Source organism: Polaromonas aquatica, assembly GCF_050626995.1.
GTDB classification, from domain to species: Bacteria; Pseudomonadota; Gammaproteobacteria; order Burkholderiales; family Burkholderiaceae_C; genus Polaromonas; species Polaromonas aquatica_A.
Genome location: NZ_CP192467.1, coordinates 2,049,903 through 2,066,117, shown reverse-complemented (window position 1 = coordinate 2,066,117; position 16,215 = coordinate 2,049,903). Strand labels below are relative to the sequence as shown.

Here is a 16,215-nt window from a genome sequence, read left to right as displayed (position 1 = left end):
GCTCGGACACCGGCTCCGGCCCGCCTCAAGGGCGTGCAGTCCGGTGTCAGGACTCCGCAGCTTTTGAAGTGGTATTCAGATGGCAGGCCGACACCTGCGATGACGCGACTTCGACCAGGGCCGGCCGGACTTCCCGGCAGATGGGCATGACATGCGGGCAGCGAGGGTGAAACGCGCATCCACTGGGAACATTCATGGGGCTCGGCATTTCCCCTGCAATGGGTTTGTACGTGAGCGGTTTCGCATCCATGCGCGGCGCGTCGGCAATGAGTGCCTTGGTGTAGGGATGGTTGGGTTGACTGAAGAGCACTTCCGTTCTGGCCAGTTCCACAATGCGGCCGAGATACATGATTGCCACCCGGTCGGCTAGATACTCCACTACGGCCAGGTTGTGGCTGATGAACAGGTAGGCAAGATTTTGTTCCCGCCGGAGTTTCTGGAAAAGATTGAGGACCTGCGCCTGGATGGACACGTCCAGGGCCGAAACAGCCTCATCGCAGACAACCAGCGAGGGCTTCAGGGCCAGCGCCCTTGCGATGGCAATTCGCTGCCGCTGGCCACCGGAGAACTGGTGCGGATACCGCTCGCCGTAACTGGCGTCCAGTCCCACCTGCTCCAGGAGGCCTCTCACGAACGGCTCCTTGTCCTTTGCGGAAACCAGTCCGTGATAGACGGCCGCTTCACTCAGGAGCTGGTCCACACGCAGCCGCGGATTGAGCGAACCATAGGGATTCTGAAAAACCATCTGGACGTTTCGGTGAACATCCGGGAAATAGGGCTTGCCTGGCACCTGGTGAACCATGACGTCACCGCTGGACGGCTCCAGAATGCCGGCAACAATCCGCCCGAAGGTTGATTTTCCGCAGCCCGATTCACCCACAAGGCCGACCACCTCCCCCGCCTCGATCTGCAGGCTGACGTCGCTCACTGCGGACACCTGCTTTGGCGTCTTGCGGGCAAGCTTCAATTTGTGCGCCAGTTGCCCGCTCCAGGTTTGTGCGGCGCCAAACCGTTTCGAGACATTGGCCGCTTCAAGTATCGTGGTCATGCGTTGTCAATCGTTCGTGTAGGGGTGAAAGCAAAGAAACTCCCGATCATCTGTCCGGGTCACAGTGGGTACCTTCCTGCATGCTTCCGTTGCCCGGCCACATCGAGGCGCGAACGCGCAGCCGGACGGCAGATTGAACAGGGGCGGCGTACTCCCCGGGATTGGCTTGAGCAGGGAGCCGCGATCCTGCGACTTGGGCAGCGAGTCGATCAAGCCGCGCGTGTAGGGGTGTCTTGGCGACCTGATCACGTCGGCGACCGTGCCTTTTTCGACAATGCGGCCGGCATACATCACACACACGTAGTCCGCGAGGTCCTTCACCACGCTCAGATCGTGCGTGATCCATACCAGTCCCGTTCCGCGTTCTTTTGTCAGCTTCCGGATCTGGTAAAGAATCTGCGCCTGGATTGTGACGTCCAGTGCGGTGGTGGGCTCATCGGCGATGATCACAGCCGGCTCGTTGACGATGGCGTTCGCGATGGCGATTCGCTGGCGCATGCCACCCGACAGCTCATGCGGATACGCCCGCATCCTCTCGGCCGGCGCCGGGATTCCCACCGCGGCCAGCGCGGCGCATGCCCGCACCCTGGCATCTGACTGGGACACCTTGGCGTGGATCCGGATGGTCTCCGTCAGTTGGTCTCCGACCCGGATGACGGGGTTGAGCGACATCATGGGGTCCTGGAAAACCATTGCCATCTCTTTGCCGCGAATCCTGTTCCATTCGCGGGCGGAAACGGTGCGCAGGTTATTTCCCCGAAGGAGGATTTCACCGGCGACGATTCGCCCGGGTGGATCTACGAGGTTCATCAAGGACATCGCCGTCACGGACTTGCCCGACCCCGACTCACCCACCAAAGCGACTATTTGCCCTTGCTCAACCGAGAAAGAAACATCATTCACCGCCTTGGCCACCCCGGCCTTTGTCTCGAAATGAGTGACCAGCCCATTCACCTTCAATGCACTTGTGCTCATACCTGATCCAGCTTCGGGTTGAAGACAACACGCAGGCGATCACCGATCAGGTTGATCGACCCCACCAGGAACACCAACGCCAGACCTGGATAGACCGAGATCCAGTATTTGTTCGTGAGCATGTATTCGAACCCGTTCGCGATCAGCAACCCCAGCGAGGGTTCTGTCTGTGGGAGTCCTATGCCCAGGAAACTCATGGTTGCCTCCAGGCTGATGGCGTGTGCCGTCTGCAGTGTGCCGGTGACAATCAGCGTTCCCATGCAGTTCGGCAGCACGTGCCTGAACATGATCCGCCTGGCGGGCAACCCTTGCCCCATCGCCGCCTCCACGTACTCTTTTTGTTGCTCCACCAGTGCGGCCCCGCGCACGTTTCGCGCGTAGTAGGCCCATTGAACAATGATGAGCGCAAGCAGGGTCTTGTCTACGCCCTGGCCCAGCGACGCCAGGAGCACCAGGGCGATCAGGATTGCCGGCAGGCTCAGCTGCAGATCAACGACCCGCATCAGGAACGCGTCAACACGTCCGCCAAAATAGGCGGCCGTCAGGCCGACGGTTGTTCCGATGCAAAGCGCGGCCAACGCGCTCAGGAGGCCGACAGCCATGCTGATGCGTAGCCCGTAGAAGATCGCGCTGATCAGATCCCGTCCGGCGCCGTCGGTGCCGAGGACATGCAGCATTCCGGTCGCTTCACTGCGCACGCCTGGTGCGAGTTCCGCATCGACGATCGATACGGCTGCCAGGTCGTACGGGTTCTGCGGGGAGAACCACGGAGCGCCCAACGCCACGATGAGCAGGAGCCCAAAGACGACGAGCGCTATCGACGCAGTTTTGCTGAGCAGGAATTGCCGCCGGATCCGGCTCCACGGGGTTTGCGCCGGCGGCAACACTGGCGGAGCCGCCGGTTTTTCTTCCGGGTTCAATGATTCGGTCTGGATCATGGGGTGCCTCTTGTTTCTTTTTCTCTTGTGTTCTTGTGTTCTTGTGTTCTTGTTTCTACTTGCTGCGAACCCTGAGCCGGGGATCAAGAATCACGTACAGGAGATCGACCAACAGGTTGATGGATACCACCAGCAGGACGGTGACCATCAGGTAGGCCACGACCACCGGTCTGTCGAGATGAAGAATCGAGTCAATGATGAGTTTTCCCATGCCTGGCCATGCGAAGACCGATTCGGTCACTACCGAGAAGGCAATGAGATGACCGAATTCGAGCCCGACCGCGGTGGCAACGGGAATCATCACATTCGGGGCGATGTGTCTCACCAGGAGCCTTAGCCCGGACACGCCCTTGGCACGCGCAAACCGCACGTACTCCTGTTGCACCACATCACGGGTGCCGGTTTCGGTCAGGCGGATCACCATGGCAATCTGGAATATGGCGAGCGTCGTCGCCGGCAGGATCATGTGTTTGAGGCCATCCCATGTCAGGAAGCTGAAGGCAATGCCAAACAGCTGTTCGGTGTCGCCTCGTCCGCCCGATGGAAGCCACCCGAGGTTCACCGAAAAGATGAGGATGAGGATGAGCCCCTTCCAGAAGGTGGGAATGGTGACCCCCGCGATGGAAAGTCCGGCAATGAGTTTGTGAACCCAGGAGTGCGGCATCAACCCCGCGACGAGACCGAGGGGAATGCCAATAACCAGCGCCAGTATCAATGCAACAAACGCCATTTCCAGGGTTGCGGGCATGCGTTCCAGGACCACTCCCAGCGCCGGTCGGTTGAAAACAAACGATTTGCCGAGATCTCCCTCGATGGCATGTTTCACAAACAGCGCGTACTGCTCATGGATCGGCCGGTCCAGTCCGAGGCTGCGCGCCGCGGCCTCCACCTCTTCAGTGGTGGCATTCGGGCTGACAAGAAGGTGTATGGGGTCACCAACGAGGTGAATGCCCGTAAACGCGATGGCGGACATCAGCGCAACGACAACCAGGCTGTCGCGCATCCGCTGGAATATGGGCCCAAACATCAGATTGCGTCCTTATCTCTGCCTGCGACACGGACCCACAGGCATCCACATCGCACGCTGCTTCGCTCGAGCCCGTGGCACCCACCCAGGGAAACCGCGACAGGCCCTCTATTGCACGTCACTTCCATCAAAAACTCCAGTCAGCGGGAGGCCTCCCGCCGATACGTCACGTTCGCACAACTGCTCGCAATTTAGAGGCCAACCAACGCCTTGCCAGCTTTCACCTTGTGCATTCGCGGCAACAGCACCGCGAAATTTCTTGACAGTCATCACCGCTTCATGATCTAGTTGTAACGCTGTTTGATACAGTGTATCGCTAGTCAATACAAAAAAGCAAGCGAGTTTTTCAGGATTTATGACGGTCGGCGAGGAGGGAAGCAGGACAGACCTGGGCGAATTGCGCCCATGAGCACTTACGCGGCGGTGGTTAGTTCCCCGCCATTTACAGAACTTTCAGGAGTGAGAAATGAAATTCAAGATGATCTGCCTGGCCGCGGTTGCCGCCGGCGCAATAACGCCTGTAGCCGCATGGGCGCAGAGCACGGTGACGGTGTACGGAAGAGTCGACACGAGCTTTGAGAACTCCAAAACCGGCGCCCTATCCCAGACCCTCATCACGGGCAACGCGTCCCGCTTCGGCTTCAAGGGAAGCGAAGACCTGGGCGAGGGCCTGAGGGCTTTTTTCGGGATCGAAACAGGGTTTTCTTCCGACACCGGGGCCTCGAGCACACCGATGTACCGCAACTCTTTTGTGGGGCTCGGCGGCAGCTTCGGTGTCGTCAATATCGGCCGCATTGACTCGGCCGCGCCCAGCCGCACGCCCATCTACGCGATCCTTGGCCGCAACGTGGAGTACGTCATCCACGACGCCGGCGCCACCGCCATCGGCACCTCCATCTTCAACGCGCGCACACGTGTCTCCAACGCCGTGGGCTATGCCAGCCCGGTGATCGGCAATTTTGTCTTTCGCGCCGGCCACTACCTCAACGGTGAAGGCCGGGCGGAGGCCCCTGCGGGCCCGATCCGCTTTGAAAGCGACTACAAGCAGACCGACGTGTCCCTCAGCTATGGCGAGGGCGGCGGTCCGCTGGGCCTGGGCGTGGGGTACGGGACGGACAGCAAACGCGGCGGGGCGGCGCTCAATGAGTTCAAGAACAAGTGGATGCTGGTCGGCTCCTACGACTTCGGCGCGATCCGTGCGTGGGCGGTCTATAACCGCGACAACTTTCAAGGCAATGCCCTGTCGCGCAGCAAGGTGGGCGCGCAGATGATCGGTGCCTCCTGGGAGGTGACGCCCAAGAGCAAGGTCATGGGCAATTACATCCGCAAGGATGTCCAGAGCGATCCTGCCGCCAGGCTCAAGCGCCTGCAGGCGGGTTACGCCTACAAGATGAGCAACCGGACTTCTTTGTACGCCTTCTATGACCGCCAGGATCCCAACAGCCGGGTCGCCAACGATGTGATCCGCGTTTATGGGGTCGGCATTCAGCACAACTTCTGACCGTCAGAGAAATTGGCTCAGGCACCTGGTCCGCTAAGCCCGCCTCCGGCGGGCTTTTTGTTATGGATAGCGGGAGCGCTCAGGCAGCTCCATCATTTTTGGAAAGCATAGGTATGTCAATCAAGCATTGGATCAGCACAGGCATTCTGACGGCAGTTTGTGCAGTTGCCTCCTCCGCTCCGCAGGACATCGTGATAGGCCAGGTCGGCCAGCTCAAAGATCCGAATTCCGCGGCAAGCCAGGTAAAGGTGGGCGTGCAACTGTACTTTGATGCCGTCAACGACCGGGGCGGAATTTACGGCGCAAAGCTCAAACTGGTCACCAAAGACCGGGGGCCAGACGCATCGGATTCGGTAGAAAAAACAAGGGAGATCATCCAGGAAGAGAAGCCTGTCGCACTTATCGGGCTTTCTGGAACCGCCCCCGTTGAAGCCCTGGTTCAGGAGAAAGTACTGGCCACTGCCGGCGTTCCTTTGATAGGGCCCCGGACGGGTGCCGTGTCACTTCATCAACCAGTGAACCCATGGATTTTCCACACCCGCGCCAACTATGCCCAGGAGGTGCAGAAGATTCTGTCGCACATGAGCATCATCGGGCACAGGCGCATCGCTATCCTCTATGAGAAGAGCCCGTTTGGAATTGAAGGTTACGACCGGGCGCAGCACGCAATCAGGGGAAAAGGCCTTCAGCTCTCGGGCAGCGCGAGCTACGAATACGGCACGACCCATGTCAATGAAGCAGTGGCAACGATCCTCAAGGCAAAACCCGACGCGGTCATTGCGGTGGCGACGAGTGCCGCGACCGCCGAGTTCTACAAGAATTTTCGCCAGGGCGGAAGCTCGGCATTGGTCGTCGCCCTCTCGGTCACCGATGGTGCCGCCGTCGTGAAAAGAATCGGCAAGCAGACCGCCTACGGGCTAGGCATAGCGCTGGTTGTCCCCGATCCGTCCAGCAAGACGTCCACTCTTGTCAGGGAGATGCAGGAGGATCACAAGAAATTCGGCGTGCCGGGCTCTGACTTGACCTTGGCCGCGGCCGAAGGCTACATAGCGGCCAGGGTGCTGACCGAGGGCCTGAAACGCGCCGGGCCGAATCCTGCTTCGGCAAAACTGAAACGCTCCCTGGAGTCGTTGAGGGAGTTAAATCTCGGCGGGTTCTCCATCAATTTTTCTCCGGCAAATCACTCGGGATCGTCGTATGTCGACATCAGCGTACTGAGCCCTGACGGTAGAATGCTTCGCTAACTCAAACATACCCGCCGAGTGCAAATCGGCCGCAAAGAAGGCAATGGATTACAACGTAGCGTCGGTAGATGAAGCACTCGGCTTATTGATGCTTGTAGCCCAGAACCCCGGCCTGGGTGTGACCGAGCTTTCCAAAAGATCGGGAATCACCAAGGCCAGGGCGTTCCGCCTTCTTAGCACGCTGGAACGGCGTGGTTTTGTTCAGCGCTCAGGTGATGCCGCTACCTATCATCTCGGCTACAACGCACTGCTTGTGGGGCTGGCTGCCGATGAGCAGGTCAGCCTTGTCAGGCAGGCCAGCAAGTATCTTCAGCAGTTGGCCAGCAAGTTCAACGAGATTGTCCAGATCCGTGTCCGCGACGGCTTTGAATCTGTCTCCGTGGCCCGATGGGACTCTACCCATGACGTACGTATCCACGGGTCCGTCGGCATGAGAAGGCCTCTTCATGGTGGTGCGTCGGGCAAAGTCCTGCTGGCCTACGCACCTGCGGAGTTTCTGGACGAATTTTTCGCCCAGGACTTTCAGAAGTTCACGCCCAACACCATCGTTCAGCGCACCAAATGGAACGAGGAGCTGATCAAGATCCGCAAGCAAGGCTACGCCACGTCCCTGGGCGAAATCACGAACGAAGTCCTTTCCGTGGCCGCACCAGTTCGTGACGGCACGTCAAAGGTCATCGCCGCCATGGCCATTTCCATTCCCTCAAGCCGCATCACCGCCAAAGGGCTGGAGAAACTGGCGAAGCCCCTGTGCGCGGCGGCCTATGACCTGTCGGTTGAGCTCGGGTATCGTCGCTCCGAAGCCTCTGCAGATTAGCTGCAGCGCGCCTGGGGGGGGCGCTGCGACTACCTGTTACCGAGAGCGCTTCGGGATCACAGGAAGCACCACATGCGATGGATGCTGGCTGTTCATGTAGACCTTGTTGAGCGCCGTTCTGCTCGTCGTCGCCTGCGCCTCGGGATCGCCGGTGTTCGGGTTGACGTCAAAGTGCGGAAAGTTGCTGCTCGAAATGTCCACCCGGATGCGGTGCCCGGCCTTGAAAAGATTGCTGGTCGGAAACGCCTCAATGCGGATGGGGTACACCGTTCCCGGCGTCATCAACTCCGGGCTTTCCCATGAGTCCCTGTACCTCACCCGCAGAATGCCGTCGGTGAGGTTCATTGCGAAACCGTTTGGATAGTCTTCGCTCTGCGGGTACACATCGACCAGTTTGACGGTGAAGTCCGTGTCCGGGCAATCGGAAGATATCCACAAGTTCGCCACCACTGGGCCGGTAATTTCGACATCCTCTGGCAACGGCTCTGTCGAAAAGGCAAGAACGTCTTCGCGCTCAATGAGCGGGTGAAACGGTTCCGCACAGCCAAAGAAGCGCTCATCGGTTGTTTGGTCAAATGCACCGGCCAGTATTCCGGGTGGGCGTGAAACCACACCGCCGCCCAGGGTGGGAACCGGATTTTTGGGGTCAAATCGATACGCTAACGCACCGTGATGTCTCTCTGGAGGAGCGAGGGACAGCGAACCATCAACGTGAAGATAGTGGGGCTTCCACTGCGCATCCGGAATCGGCCAGTCCTGCTCGGAGCGCCAGCTACCGCCATGGTCAAGGCGACCTTCGCTGTTCTTCCTGCCGGACCCACCGCCCATCACGAACAGCCTTACCGGGGCATCGCCCTCGGTGGCCGGGTGGCCTTTGAGCCAGCGGTCAAACCACTTCAGCCTGGCGTCGAGAAAAGTCGCGGCCACATGGTTGCCGAAAGTGGATTGTTCTCCAAAGTCCACATCTCCTGAATAGGTCAACCACCGGTTTCCATGCACCCACGGACCCAAAACGAGCTGTACCGGCGCCCCCATCTTTTTGAGGCTCATGTAGTTTTCAGCTGCGGTACGCGTATAGACGTCGTACCAGGAAGACATGTGAACCGTGGCCACATTTTGAAGGTGATGGTAGAAGCCCTCTGCGTAGATCCCGGGCTGCTTCCAGTAGTCATCGAAAGAGCCCCGCTCCCATTGGTCAAACAGAAACTCTTCATACTCAGGCGTCTCGGAAAGCGGGGAGTTTCCACGACGCCATGGCATCCTTCGGAACCAATCGTCGACGTCGATATTCTTCAGCGTTGTGGCGACCGCCGTATTTTCTGACCGCTGGGCGATGCTGGACGCGAAGAGAACGGCCCATGCGGCCTGCTTCAACTCATAGGCCCCACCCTGCCGGATGCCGCTCTGGTAGCCATTGGAAAATCCGCCTGAGTCGACATACATGGCCTGCAACCCGGGTGCGCCGGTCGATGCCAGGGCCATTTGTGTATGCGCCGCATACGAAAGGCCTTTCGTCCCTATCCTGCCGTTGGACCATGGTTGCCGTACGAGCCAATCACAGGTGTCATGGCCGTCGTCGGCCTCGCTCAGGTATTTCGTGAACGTTCCTTCGGACCCGTACCTGCCGCGGCAATCCTGGTACACAACGATATAGCCCTGGGCCACAAAGTACGTTGCCACCTCTTCCCGCGACATGGGGCGTGTGCTTCCCGGTTCGCGTTCGGTTCGGCTTTCAAGGTGCTTCCCATAGGGTGTGCGCTCCATGATGACCGGGAATTTCTTGTCCTCACCTGCCTGCGGCATTGGCCGGTATATGTCTGTAGCCAGCCTGACGCCGTCCCTCATGGGAACCATCACATTGCGTTCAATCACCACAGCAAGATTGCTGAACGTCGAGTCTTTCATCTGTTTCCCTGTTTGGCGCGGTTCTATCCACCCCGCTGCCCGATTCGCTGGTTTTCTTACTTCGAAGCCGCTTCCTTGATGCCACTCGCTATCGTGAACCCGTCACTTCGCGGTGCCATGCTCAGGCCTTTGCGCAATCCCCATGCCGCCTTCGCGTTATGCACGGGTATGACGGCAACGTCCTCCGCGGCGAGCTTCGCGGCCTTTCGCTGCAGCTCCTGGCGCTCCTTTTCATTCAGTGTTTTTGCCGCGGACCTGATTGCCGCATCAAACTCCTTGTTGCTGTATCGGCCGTAGTTGTTGGCCCCGGTCCCCAAGGCCTTGTCAAAGGTGTAGACAACGGCGGTGGAAGGCTCCAGCGAGTCCCCGAGAACCGCGCCGATGCCAACCATGGCCAGGCTGAATTCGGGCTCGCCACCGGGCCCACCGCTTGTCGCCCGGGTCACAAAGTTGGCATAGGGGAGCGTCCTGGCATCGGTTTTTATCCCCGCCTGCGTCAACATCTGGGCAATTGCTTCGCAGACTCGCGCATCGTTGAGGTACCGGTCATTGGTGCAATGCAAAACCACCTTGAATCCGGATGGGTAGCCAGCCTCGGCCAGCAAGGCCTTGGCCTGCGCCGTGTCTCCAGGCTGAAGTTTCAGCGCAGGCTCATGCCCAAAAAAGCCGGACGGTACGATCTGCGTGGCGGGTTCTGCATCGCCTTTCATGACGAACTTGTTGATGGCTTCCCTGTTAATGGCCACGGTGATCGCTTGACGAACCTTTTTGTCCTGGAAGGGATTTTTTGTGAGCGGCTTCCCGTCATTGCCGGTGACATAAGGCGAGACCGTGCGGAACTGGTCCATGGACAGGTAATTGAGCAGATAGGAGGTTGTAGAGACCAGGGACACCTTTTCGCTTTTCTTCAAGGTCTCACTCAGGCTGCCGGCAGCGCCGTCAATGACATCGACACTTCCGCCCAACATCGCAGCCGCTCTCGCCGGCTCTTTCGGAATAAATTGGTAAGTCACCTTCATCCAGGCAGGCTTCATGCCCCAGTACGCGTCATTGCGCGTCATGGTCACTTGCTGGCTGGGAATAAACCCCGCATACTTGAAAGGCCCGGTACCCACCGCGGCCTTCCCGTTTTCAAAATCCTCCTCCTTGATCTCTGCGCCATTTCCTTTGGGGATGATGGCCACCAGGCCTACGTTTTCAGGCAAAGTCGGGGCGGATTCCTTGGTTTTGATGATGACCGTCAACGGATCCTGCACCCGGACGGAATCAACGGCCCTCAGATACGTCTTGAAGGTCCGCGGACCAACCAGCGCCCGTGCCCTGTCCAGCGAGAACTTCACATCATGAGCCGTCATGGGCTCCCCATTGTGAAATTTGACATCGGGGCGCAGTTTGAACTCCCACTGCTTTTCGTCTATCGCCTTCCAGGACAAAGCCAGAACAGGGATGGGATGCAATTTCTCATCCTGGCCAATGAGCGAGTCGTAGACATTCACCCACACACCGCGATTTGCGGCGCCCAGAACATGGGGGTCAGCCGAGGTGACTTCGGATTTAAAGCCGATTCTCAGATCAGCGGCCGACGCTGTGCCCAAAAGCGTGATCGCCGCGACAACCACCAGCAAACGGCGGAGACAAGTTAGTGCGATTCCCATCTGATGCTCCATGAGGTTAGACCAGGTTTCCTGTAAAAATAACAATCGTCGTATCGATAAATGATACATCGTATTGGTGTACGATACAACAAATTTGTTAGCAGGTGCCTGGACTTCACAGAGACATCTTCGGGCAACCGGGGTTTTTATGCCGGGACGCGCGGGCGTCGTGGATCCCGCGACGTGCTGGGCGTTTCAGCCCAAGGCAGGCGCCAAACGATGATCCGGTCCGCCAACGGGCGGCCGGACCTTCCCGCCTTACGCGTTGACCGTGCCGAGAAAAGACGCGGGGTAGCGCAAACCGGCGGCAGCGTCGGGTGGGAAAACCTTGTCGAGCTGGGCCAGCTCGGTGGTGCTCAACGTGACGTCAAGCGCGGCGATGTTCTGGTCCAGGTAGCTGCGGCGCTTGGTGCCGGGGATGGGAATGATGTCGGCGCCCTGTGCCAGCACCCAGGCCAGCGCGACTTGGGACGCCGTGACGCCTTTGGCCGCAGCCAGGTCTTTGACGGCCTCGACCAATGCCAGGTTGCGCTTGAAGTTGTCTTCAGCAAAGCGCGGCGAAAACTTGCGGCGGTAGTCGTCGGCGGCCAGGTCTTCAGGCTTGCTGAAAGTGCCCGTGAGAAAGCCGCGGCCCAGCGGCGAATAGGCGACAAAACTTACGCCGTGCTCGCGGCAGGCGGCCAGCGTGCCGGTAACTTCGGGATCGCGCGTCCACAAGGAATATTCGCTTTGCAGTGCGGCGATGGGGTGGACCTTGCAGGCGCGGCCAAGGGTGGCGGCCGACGCCTCCGACATGCCGAGGTAACGCACCTTGCCGGCCTTCACGAGCTCGGCCATCGCGCCCACGGTATCTTCAATGGGCACGGTTTTGTCAACGCGGTGCTGGTAGTAAAGGTCAATCTGTTCAATGCCCAGGCGCTTCAAGCTGGCGTCGCAGCTGGCCTTGACGTATTCAGGTCGGCCATTGACGCCGCGCACCGTTTCGTCGGCCGGGTCGCGCATGATGCCGAACTTGGTGGCGATAAACACGTCCTGGCGGCGCCCGGCGATGGCCTTGCCGATGAGCTGCTCGTTGGTATGCGGGCCGTAGATATCGGAGGTGTCGAGAAAATTGAGACCCTGGTCCAGCGCGTGGTGAAGTGTGGCGATGGACTCGGCGTCGTCGCGGTTGCTGTAGAAGTCGCTCATGCCCATGCAGCCGAGGCCGATGGCGGAGACGGAAGGGCCGTTGCGGCCGAGGGTGCGGGTTTTGATCATGGTGTCCTTTGGATGAGGGTGTGAAATTGGCGAGCTGGCGAAGGCGATGAGCAGGTCAGGCGCGTTTGGGCACGGCGCGCAGCTCTTCGTACAGGCCGATCTTTTTGCGGATGTACTGCAGGGTTTCGCGCTGGGCGCGCAGGCCGGCTTCCAGGCGTGCGGCGTGTTCCTCCAGCAAAGTCTGCCGCTCGGCCATGCTGCTGGCGGTGTTGCCTTTGCGCAGCAGCTGGGCGTAGCGCTGCATGTCACGCATGGACATCCCGGTGGCGCGCAGGCGTACCAGGAAATCAAGCCAGCGCATGTCGGCGTCGCTGTAGCGGCGCGCCCCGCTGCGGCGGTCGATGGGGGCGATGAGGCCGATCTGTTCGTAATAGCGCAGCGTGTAGGCGCTCAGCCCAGAGGCTTCTGCGGCTTCGGCGATGCTCAAAGAAACGGTTATGGAGACGGTGGGTGCGGTGGTCATGCAGTGACTGTAAAACTTCGAGCGCACTCGAAGTCAAGCGGCGCCGTACACAAAACCCTCCTGGCGTTGTTGCATCGCCGGGCCAGGAGGTCACTCCGCCTGCGTTTTAGCAGTTCTACCACCTACCGTGTAATGACCACCAGCACACTGCAGGGTGCATGGGCAATCAGTGATTTGGACACCGAGCCGCGCCACCAGCGCACGGCCCAGCTGTCCAGATGCTTGTGGCCGACCACAATCAGGTCGGCTTCGATCTGTTTGGCGTACCTGACGATTTCATCGACAGTTTCGCCGTACAGCACTTCGCCGCTGGCTTCCCGGCCCGATTCGATGAGCCGGCGCAAGCCGTCATTGAGGATGCCCCTGTATCTTTCCCGTTCCTGGTCGGCGATGCTTTGTTCGTAGATTACGCCTTCGGCGGCGACCACCTGCCGTTGCAGCGGCGTGACGGCAATCAGCGTCAAAGAGGCCCCGCTCCACTGCGCGATCTCGCTGCAGTCCAGCAAGGCTTTCTGGCCTGATTCGGAACCGTCGTAAGCCAGCAAAATTTGCTTGTACATGATGTTCTCCCGAATAAGGTGACTGGGCGATTCCAGAATAGGCCTGCGGCCGGAGCCGGTCAAATGATCGCCCCTGCGCCAACGTGGTCGCCTCGCCGGGGAGAAAAATAACACCGGCGACAATCGGGGCACACACCCGATTCAAAAAGCAGACCATGACCCAAGACCCCAACCGTGCCAGTGAACTCAAGAAGATGGAACTGTGCGACTCGTGCGCGGGCATACAGCGCAACTGGCGCAAGGCGCCGGGCCACCCCGAGCTGGTGCAGGGGGACCCCCGCCATGAAACGCGCCGCCACGGGCTGATCACCATCACCCGCTATAAATGCGACCGCTGCGGCACGGCCTGGGAGTATGAAAACGACAAGACCAACCAGAAGGCGGGCTGGTCGGTGGTTGGTCGGTAGGCCTGCGGCACGCCGCGCAATTTGCGGCATTCGCTGACGCGGGAAACTATTCGCGCGGTGCACCATCGAACCGATGATGAAAGTATGCCCCCCACACCCCCTGGCGCAGGGAATACAACGGCGCAAGCTGCTGGACACCGCCACGCGCCTGGCTATGGGCGGCGCTGCATACCTGGTGCTTTTTGGCGCCCATGGCCAGCCCACCTATACCGTGACGACGGCGCAGCTGCAGGATGCGATTGCCAGGCGCTTTCCGTTGCGCAAACGCGCGCAGGGCATTCTCGACATTACCGTACAGGCGCCGCAGCTGCGCATGCTGGCGACGCAAAACCGGCTGGGCGCCGTGATGGCGGTGGAGGCCGGCGGCCCGGCGCTGCGGCGGGCCTACCCAGGCACCTTTGACCTGGACTTTGCGCTGCGCTATGAGGCCCGCGACATGACGATACGCGCGCATGAGTTACGCGTGAATGCGCTGCAGTTTGAAGGCTTGCCGCCGGAAGCCTCGATGCTGCTGGGCAGTTACGGCCCGCAGCTGGCAGAGCAGGCGTTGCAGGGCGCCGTGCTGCACACGCTCAACGCCCAGGACCTGGCACTGCCCAACAGCATGGGCGTGCAGCCCAGCACGATCACCGTGACGGACAAGGGACTGGTGATTGCGTTTGTGAACAAGCCGATGAGTTGAGTCTGCTGCCGCGTGCCTGGCTTTACTCCTTCCCTCGCTGGGGGAAGGAGCTAAGTCGGGAAACGGAATAAAAAGCGACGCGCTGCGGCGTGTGGGTGGTTTTCCTCCTTCCCCCGCTGGGGGAAGGTTGGGATGGGGGCCAGCGGCGCCTGAAGCCTCACCGGCGTGTATTGAACGCCGCTGGCCCCCAACCCCTTCGACAGGCTCAGGACAGGCCAAACCTCCCCCAGCGGGGAAGGGAGCTAAATCGACCCGCTCACCAGTGCTCGCACATAGGCGCGCAGCGACGTGCGGCCGCGCACGGGCGCATCGTCGAAGTAGGGATGATCCCGTGTGAGCGCTGTCATCGCCGCATAGGATTTGGCGGCAGCGGTCGAGAAGCCCATGGCTTTAAAGGCCTCTTCCCATTTCTCACGCGGTATCACGCGCACCGCGACTGACTTGTTCAACGCTTCTGAAAAGGCGGCGGCTACGTCGCCGGGGGTGTATGGCTCAGGGCCTTCAGCGTAAAAGAGACCGGTTTTTTCTGCAGGCTCGGTCATCAGCCGCGCGGCGAGCTCGCCCAGGTCTTGCGGCGCCACCATAGGCAGTTTGAAATCTTGCGGGAACATGGAGTCGATCACGCCTTCATCGCGTGCGGTCTTCAGCGCTGCGTCCCAGTTGCTCATGTAGTAGGCCGCGCGTATCACGCTGAAAGGTATGGGCTGGGCCTCCAGGGCTTTTTCCATGTCGTAAAGAATGCCCAGGTCGCCTGCACGCTGCACGGGCTGAGCGCCGTAGGTGGACTCGGCCACGATTTTCTCGAGCTGCGTGCCTTGCAGCGCTTCCATGATGGACTTCACCGTGGCGCGCTCTTCAGCGTCGGTGTCGGTGCTAGGCGCCGCGGACGGGTTGAGCAGAAAGAGGCGCGTGCCCTGCTGGAACACCTTGCGCAGCGCCGGTACGTCGTGGACATCGGCCAGCGCAACCCTGGCCCGCTGGGGCACCTCGTGTTTGGCCTTGCCTTCCCGGCCGGATTTTTTGGGGTCGTGGGTGATGAGGGTGACGGGCTCGCCCGCGTCGAGAAGGCGTTTGACCAGCGCCGAACCGACGTGTCCTGTTCCGCCAAGAATGATGTGCATGGGAATCTCCTTTGTCTGGTGCCAAAACCTTCATGCTGGTTGCTAGCGGGCCTGGTCAGTGACAGTCACAGGAGCCCACACTGGTCGGAATGCGCTGACACCGCGGAAGCATCGTGATACGCGAGTAGCCGGCACACGCAGGCAAAAAAAAGACAGGCCGGAGCCTGTCTTTTTTAATAGGTAGCGGCCTTGTAGCGCCGCGAGCCACTTACTTGCTGGCAGTAGCTTTCACGTCGGCCTTGGCTTCTGCCTTGGCGTCGGTCTTTTCAGCCTTGGTCACTTTGCCTTCTGCTTTGGCCTTGGTCTTGGCGTCTGCCTTGCTTGTTTTTTCAACGGCTTTGGCTTCAGCCTTTTCAACCTTGGCTTCGCTCTTCACAGTGGCTGCGGCGGCCTTGTCGGCCTTGACTTCTGCCTTGACGGCAGGGGTAGCCGGAGTAGCTGGAGTAGCCGGTACGGCAGGGGTTTGTGCGGCAGCAACGCCAACGAACAGAGTGGCGATCAGGGAAGCGAGCAGTTTGTTCATGAGAGTCCTTTGAATGGATGATGAGATGGCTAATGGATTGTTGTTATCACGTAGCCACCTGCTCAACGGCAGGGCTTGTTGCCCTGTTGACC

16 protein-coding genes are annotated in these 16,215 nt (G+C 59.9%); 5 read left to right on the top strand and 11 right to left on the bottom strand.

What is annotated here, in order from left to right:
• Positions 1–46: 46 nt before the first annotated feature.
• The 4 genes from ACQ4MS_RS09900 to ACQ4MS_RS09885 are packed head-to-tail and all read right to left on the bottom strand — an operon-like array spanning position 47 to position 3,988.
• On the bottom strand, positions 47–1,048 hold the full coding sequence (locus tag ACQ4MS_RS09900) for an ABC transporter ATP-binding protein (protein ID WP_431099333.1): 1,002 nt from the start codon (positions 1,046–1,048) through the stop codon (positions 47–49).
• 6 nt (positions 1,049–1,054) lie between these two features.
• On the bottom strand, positions 1,055–2,023 hold the full coding sequence (locus ACQ4MS_RS09895) for an ABC transporter ATP-binding protein (protein WP_431099331.1): 969 nt from the start codon (positions 2,021–2,023) through the stop codon (positions 1,055–1,057).
• On the bottom strand, positions 2,020–2,961 hold the full coding sequence (locus tag ACQ4MS_RS09890; RefSeq protein ID WP_431099329.1) for an ABC transporter permease: 942 nt from the start codon (positions 2,959–2,961) through the stop codon (positions 2,020–2,022). The genes ACQ4MS_RS09895 and ACQ4MS_RS09890 overlap by 4 nt, the downstream gene beginning before the upstream one ends.
• A 55-nt stretch (positions 2,962–3,016) precedes the next feature.
• Positions 3,017–3,988, bottom strand: a complete 972-nt coding sequence (locus ACQ4MS_RS09885; protein ID WP_431099327.1) for an ABC transporter permease — start codon at positions 3,986–3,988, stop codon at positions 3,017–3,019.
• A 466-nt stretch (positions 3,989–4,454) separates the two neighbouring features.
• Here ACQ4MS_RS09885 and ACQ4MS_RS09880 point away from each other — a divergent pair, with 466 nt between their 5' ends.
• From ACQ4MS_RS09880 to ACQ4MS_RS09870, 3 genes are all read left to right on the top strand, one after another.
• Positions 4,455–5,489, top strand: a complete 1,035-nt coding sequence (locus ACQ4MS_RS09880) for a porin (RefSeq protein ID WP_431099326.1) — start codon at positions 4,455–4,457, stop codon at positions 5,487–5,489.
• A 113-nt stretch (positions 5,490–5,602) separates the two neighbouring features.
• Complete coding sequence (locus tag ACQ4MS_RS09875; RefSeq protein WP_431099324.1) at positions 5,603–6,733, top strand: ABC transporter substrate-binding protein; 1,131 nt, start codon at positions 5,603–5,605, stop codon at positions 6,731–6,733.
• Between the two features lie 43 nt (positions 6,734–6,776).
• A complete protein-coding gene (locus ACQ4MS_RS09870) occupies positions 6,777–7,550 on the top strand; it encodes an IclR family transcriptional regulator (protein WP_431099322.1) in 774 nt (257 codons plus the stop codon).
• Between the two features lie 36 nt (positions 7,551–7,586).
• Here ACQ4MS_RS09870 and ACQ4MS_RS09865 read toward each other — a convergent pair whose 3' ends face one another.
• The 5 genes from ACQ4MS_RS09865 to ACQ4MS_RS09845 form a co-directional block, all read right to left on the bottom strand.
• Positions 7,587–9,455, bottom strand: a complete 1,869-nt coding sequence (locus ACQ4MS_RS09865) for a CocE/NonD family hydrolase (RefSeq protein WP_431099321.1) — start codon at positions 9,453–9,455, stop codon at positions 7,587–7,589.
• A gap of 56 nt (positions 9,456–9,511) precedes the next feature.
• A complete protein-coding gene (locus ACQ4MS_RS09860; RefSeq protein WP_431099320.1) occupies positions 9,512–11,179 on the bottom strand; it encodes an ABC transporter substrate-binding protein in 1,668 nt (555 codons plus the stop codon).
• Between the two features lie 189 nt (positions 11,180–11,368).
• Positions 11,369–12,367, bottom strand: a complete 999-nt coding sequence (locus ACQ4MS_RS09855; RefSeq protein ID WP_431099319.1) for an aldo/keto reductase — start codon at positions 12,365–12,367, stop codon at positions 11,369–11,371.
• 55 nt (positions 12,368–12,422) lie between these two features.
• Entirely contained in the window at positions 12,423–12,830 is a 408-nt protein-coding gene (locus tag ACQ4MS_RS09850; RefSeq protein WP_431099318.1) for a MerR family transcriptional regulator, read from the bottom strand.
• A gap of 122 nt (positions 12,831–12,952) precedes the next feature.
• Complete coding sequence (locus tag ACQ4MS_RS09845; protein ID WP_431099317.1) at positions 12,953–13,390, bottom strand: universal stress protein; 438 nt, start codon at positions 13,388–13,390, stop codon at positions 12,953–12,955.
• A 155-nt stretch (positions 13,391–13,545) separates the two neighbouring features.
• Here ACQ4MS_RS09845 and ACQ4MS_RS09840 point away from each other — a divergent pair, with 155 nt between their 5' ends.
• Positions 13,546–13,797: a hypothetical protein gene (locus ACQ4MS_RS09840; RefSeq protein ID WP_431099316.1), complete on the top strand. Its 252-nt coding sequence runs from the start codon at positions 13,546–13,548 to the stop codon at positions 13,795–13,797.
• A gap of 76 nt (positions 13,798–13,873) precedes the next feature.
• Positions 13,874–14,479 (top strand): DUF1439 domain-containing protein, encoded by a 606-nt coding sequence (locus ACQ4MS_RS09835; RefSeq protein WP_431099315.1) that lies wholly within the window; start codon positions 13,874–13,876, stop codon positions 14,477–14,479.
• A 242-nt stretch (positions 14,480–14,721) separates the two neighbouring features.
• Here ACQ4MS_RS09835 and ACQ4MS_RS09830 read toward each other — a convergent pair whose 3' ends face one another.
• Both ACQ4MS_RS09830 and ACQ4MS_RS09825 read right to left on the bottom strand, forming a co-directional pair.
• Positions 14,722–15,600 carry an NmrA family NAD(P)-binding protein gene (locus tag ACQ4MS_RS09830; protein WP_431099313.1) on the bottom strand — a complete coding sequence of 293 codons (879 nt, stop codon included), beginning with the start codon at positions 15,598–15,600 and terminating at the stop codon, positions 14,722–14,724.
• A gap of 208 nt (positions 15,601–15,808) precedes the next feature.
• Positions 15,809–16,123, bottom strand: a complete 315-nt coding sequence (locus tag ACQ4MS_RS09825; RefSeq protein ID WP_431099312.1) for a hypothetical protein — start codon at positions 16,121–16,123, stop codon at positions 15,809–15,811.
• Positions 16,124–16,215 lie beyond the last annotated feature (92 nt).

What these genes read in the sequence shown, in the direction of transcription:
- ACQ4MS_RS09825 (WP_431099312.1), bottom strand. Translation starts at nt 16,123, where the DNA reads ATGAACAAACTGCTCGCTTCCCTGATCGCCACTCTGTTCGTTGGCGTT.
- ACQ4MS_RS09830 (WP_431099313.1), bottom strand. Translation starts at nt 15,600, where the DNA reads ATGCACATCATTCTTGGCGGAACAGGACACGTCGGTTCGGCGCTGGTC.
- ACQ4MS_RS09835 (WP_431099315.1), top strand. Translation starts at nt 13,874, where the DNA reads ATGAAAGTATGCCCCCCACACCCCCTGGCGCAGGGAATACAACGGCGC.
- ACQ4MS_RS09875 (WP_431099324.1), top strand. Translation starts at nt 5,603, where the DNA reads ATGTCAATCAAGCATTGGATCAGCACAGGCATTCTGACGGCAGTTTGT.
- ACQ4MS_RS09865 (WP_431099321.1), bottom strand. Translation starts at nt 9,455, where the DNA reads ATGAAAGACTCGACGTTCAGCAATCTTGCTGTGGTGATTGAACGCAAT.
- ACQ4MS_RS09870 (WP_431099322.1), top strand. Translation starts at nt 6,777, where the DNA reads ATGGATTACAACGTAGCGTCGGTAGATGAAGCACTCGGCTTATTGATG.
- ACQ4MS_RS09860 (WP_431099320.1), bottom strand. Translation starts at nt 11,179, where the DNA reads ATGTATCATTTATCGATACGACGATTGTTATTTTTACAGGAAACCTGG.
- ACQ4MS_RS09885 (WP_431099327.1), bottom strand. Translation starts at nt 3,988, where the DNA reads ATGTTTGGGCCCATATTCCAGCGGATGCGCGACAGCCTGGTTGTCGTT.
- ACQ4MS_RS09840 (WP_431099316.1), top strand. Translation starts at nt 13,546, where the DNA reads ATGACCCAAGACCCCAACCGTGCCAGTGAACTCAAGAAGATGGAACTG.
- ACQ4MS_RS09845 (WP_431099317.1), bottom strand. Translation starts at nt 13,390, where the DNA reads ATGTACAAGCAAATTTTGCTGGCTTACGACGGTTCCGAATCAGGCCAG.
- ACQ4MS_RS09880 (WP_431099326.1), top strand. Translation starts at nt 4,455, where the DNA reads ATGAAATTCAAGATGATCTGCCTGGCCGCGGTTGCCGCCGGCGCAATA.
- ACQ4MS_RS09900 (WP_431099333.1), bottom strand. Translation starts at nt 1,048, where the DNA reads ATGACCACGATACTTGAAGCGGCCAATGTCTCGAAACGGTTTGGCGCC.
- ACQ4MS_RS09890 (WP_431099329.1), bottom strand. Translation starts at nt 2,961, where the DNA reads ATGATCCAGACCGAATCATTGAACCCGGAAGAAAAACCGGCGGCTCCG.
- ACQ4MS_RS09855 (WP_431099319.1), bottom strand. Translation starts at nt 12,367, where the DNA reads ATGATCAAAACCCGCACCCTCGGCCGCAACGGCCCTTCCGTCTCCGCC.
- ACQ4MS_RS09850 (WP_431099318.1), bottom strand. Translation starts at nt 12,830, where the DNA reads ATGACCACCGCACCCACCGTCTCCATAACCGTTTCTTTGAGCATCGCC.
- ACQ4MS_RS09895 (WP_431099331.1), bottom strand. Translation starts at nt 2,023, where the DNA reads ATGAGCACAAGTGCATTGAAGGTGAATGGGCTGGTCACTCATTTCGAG.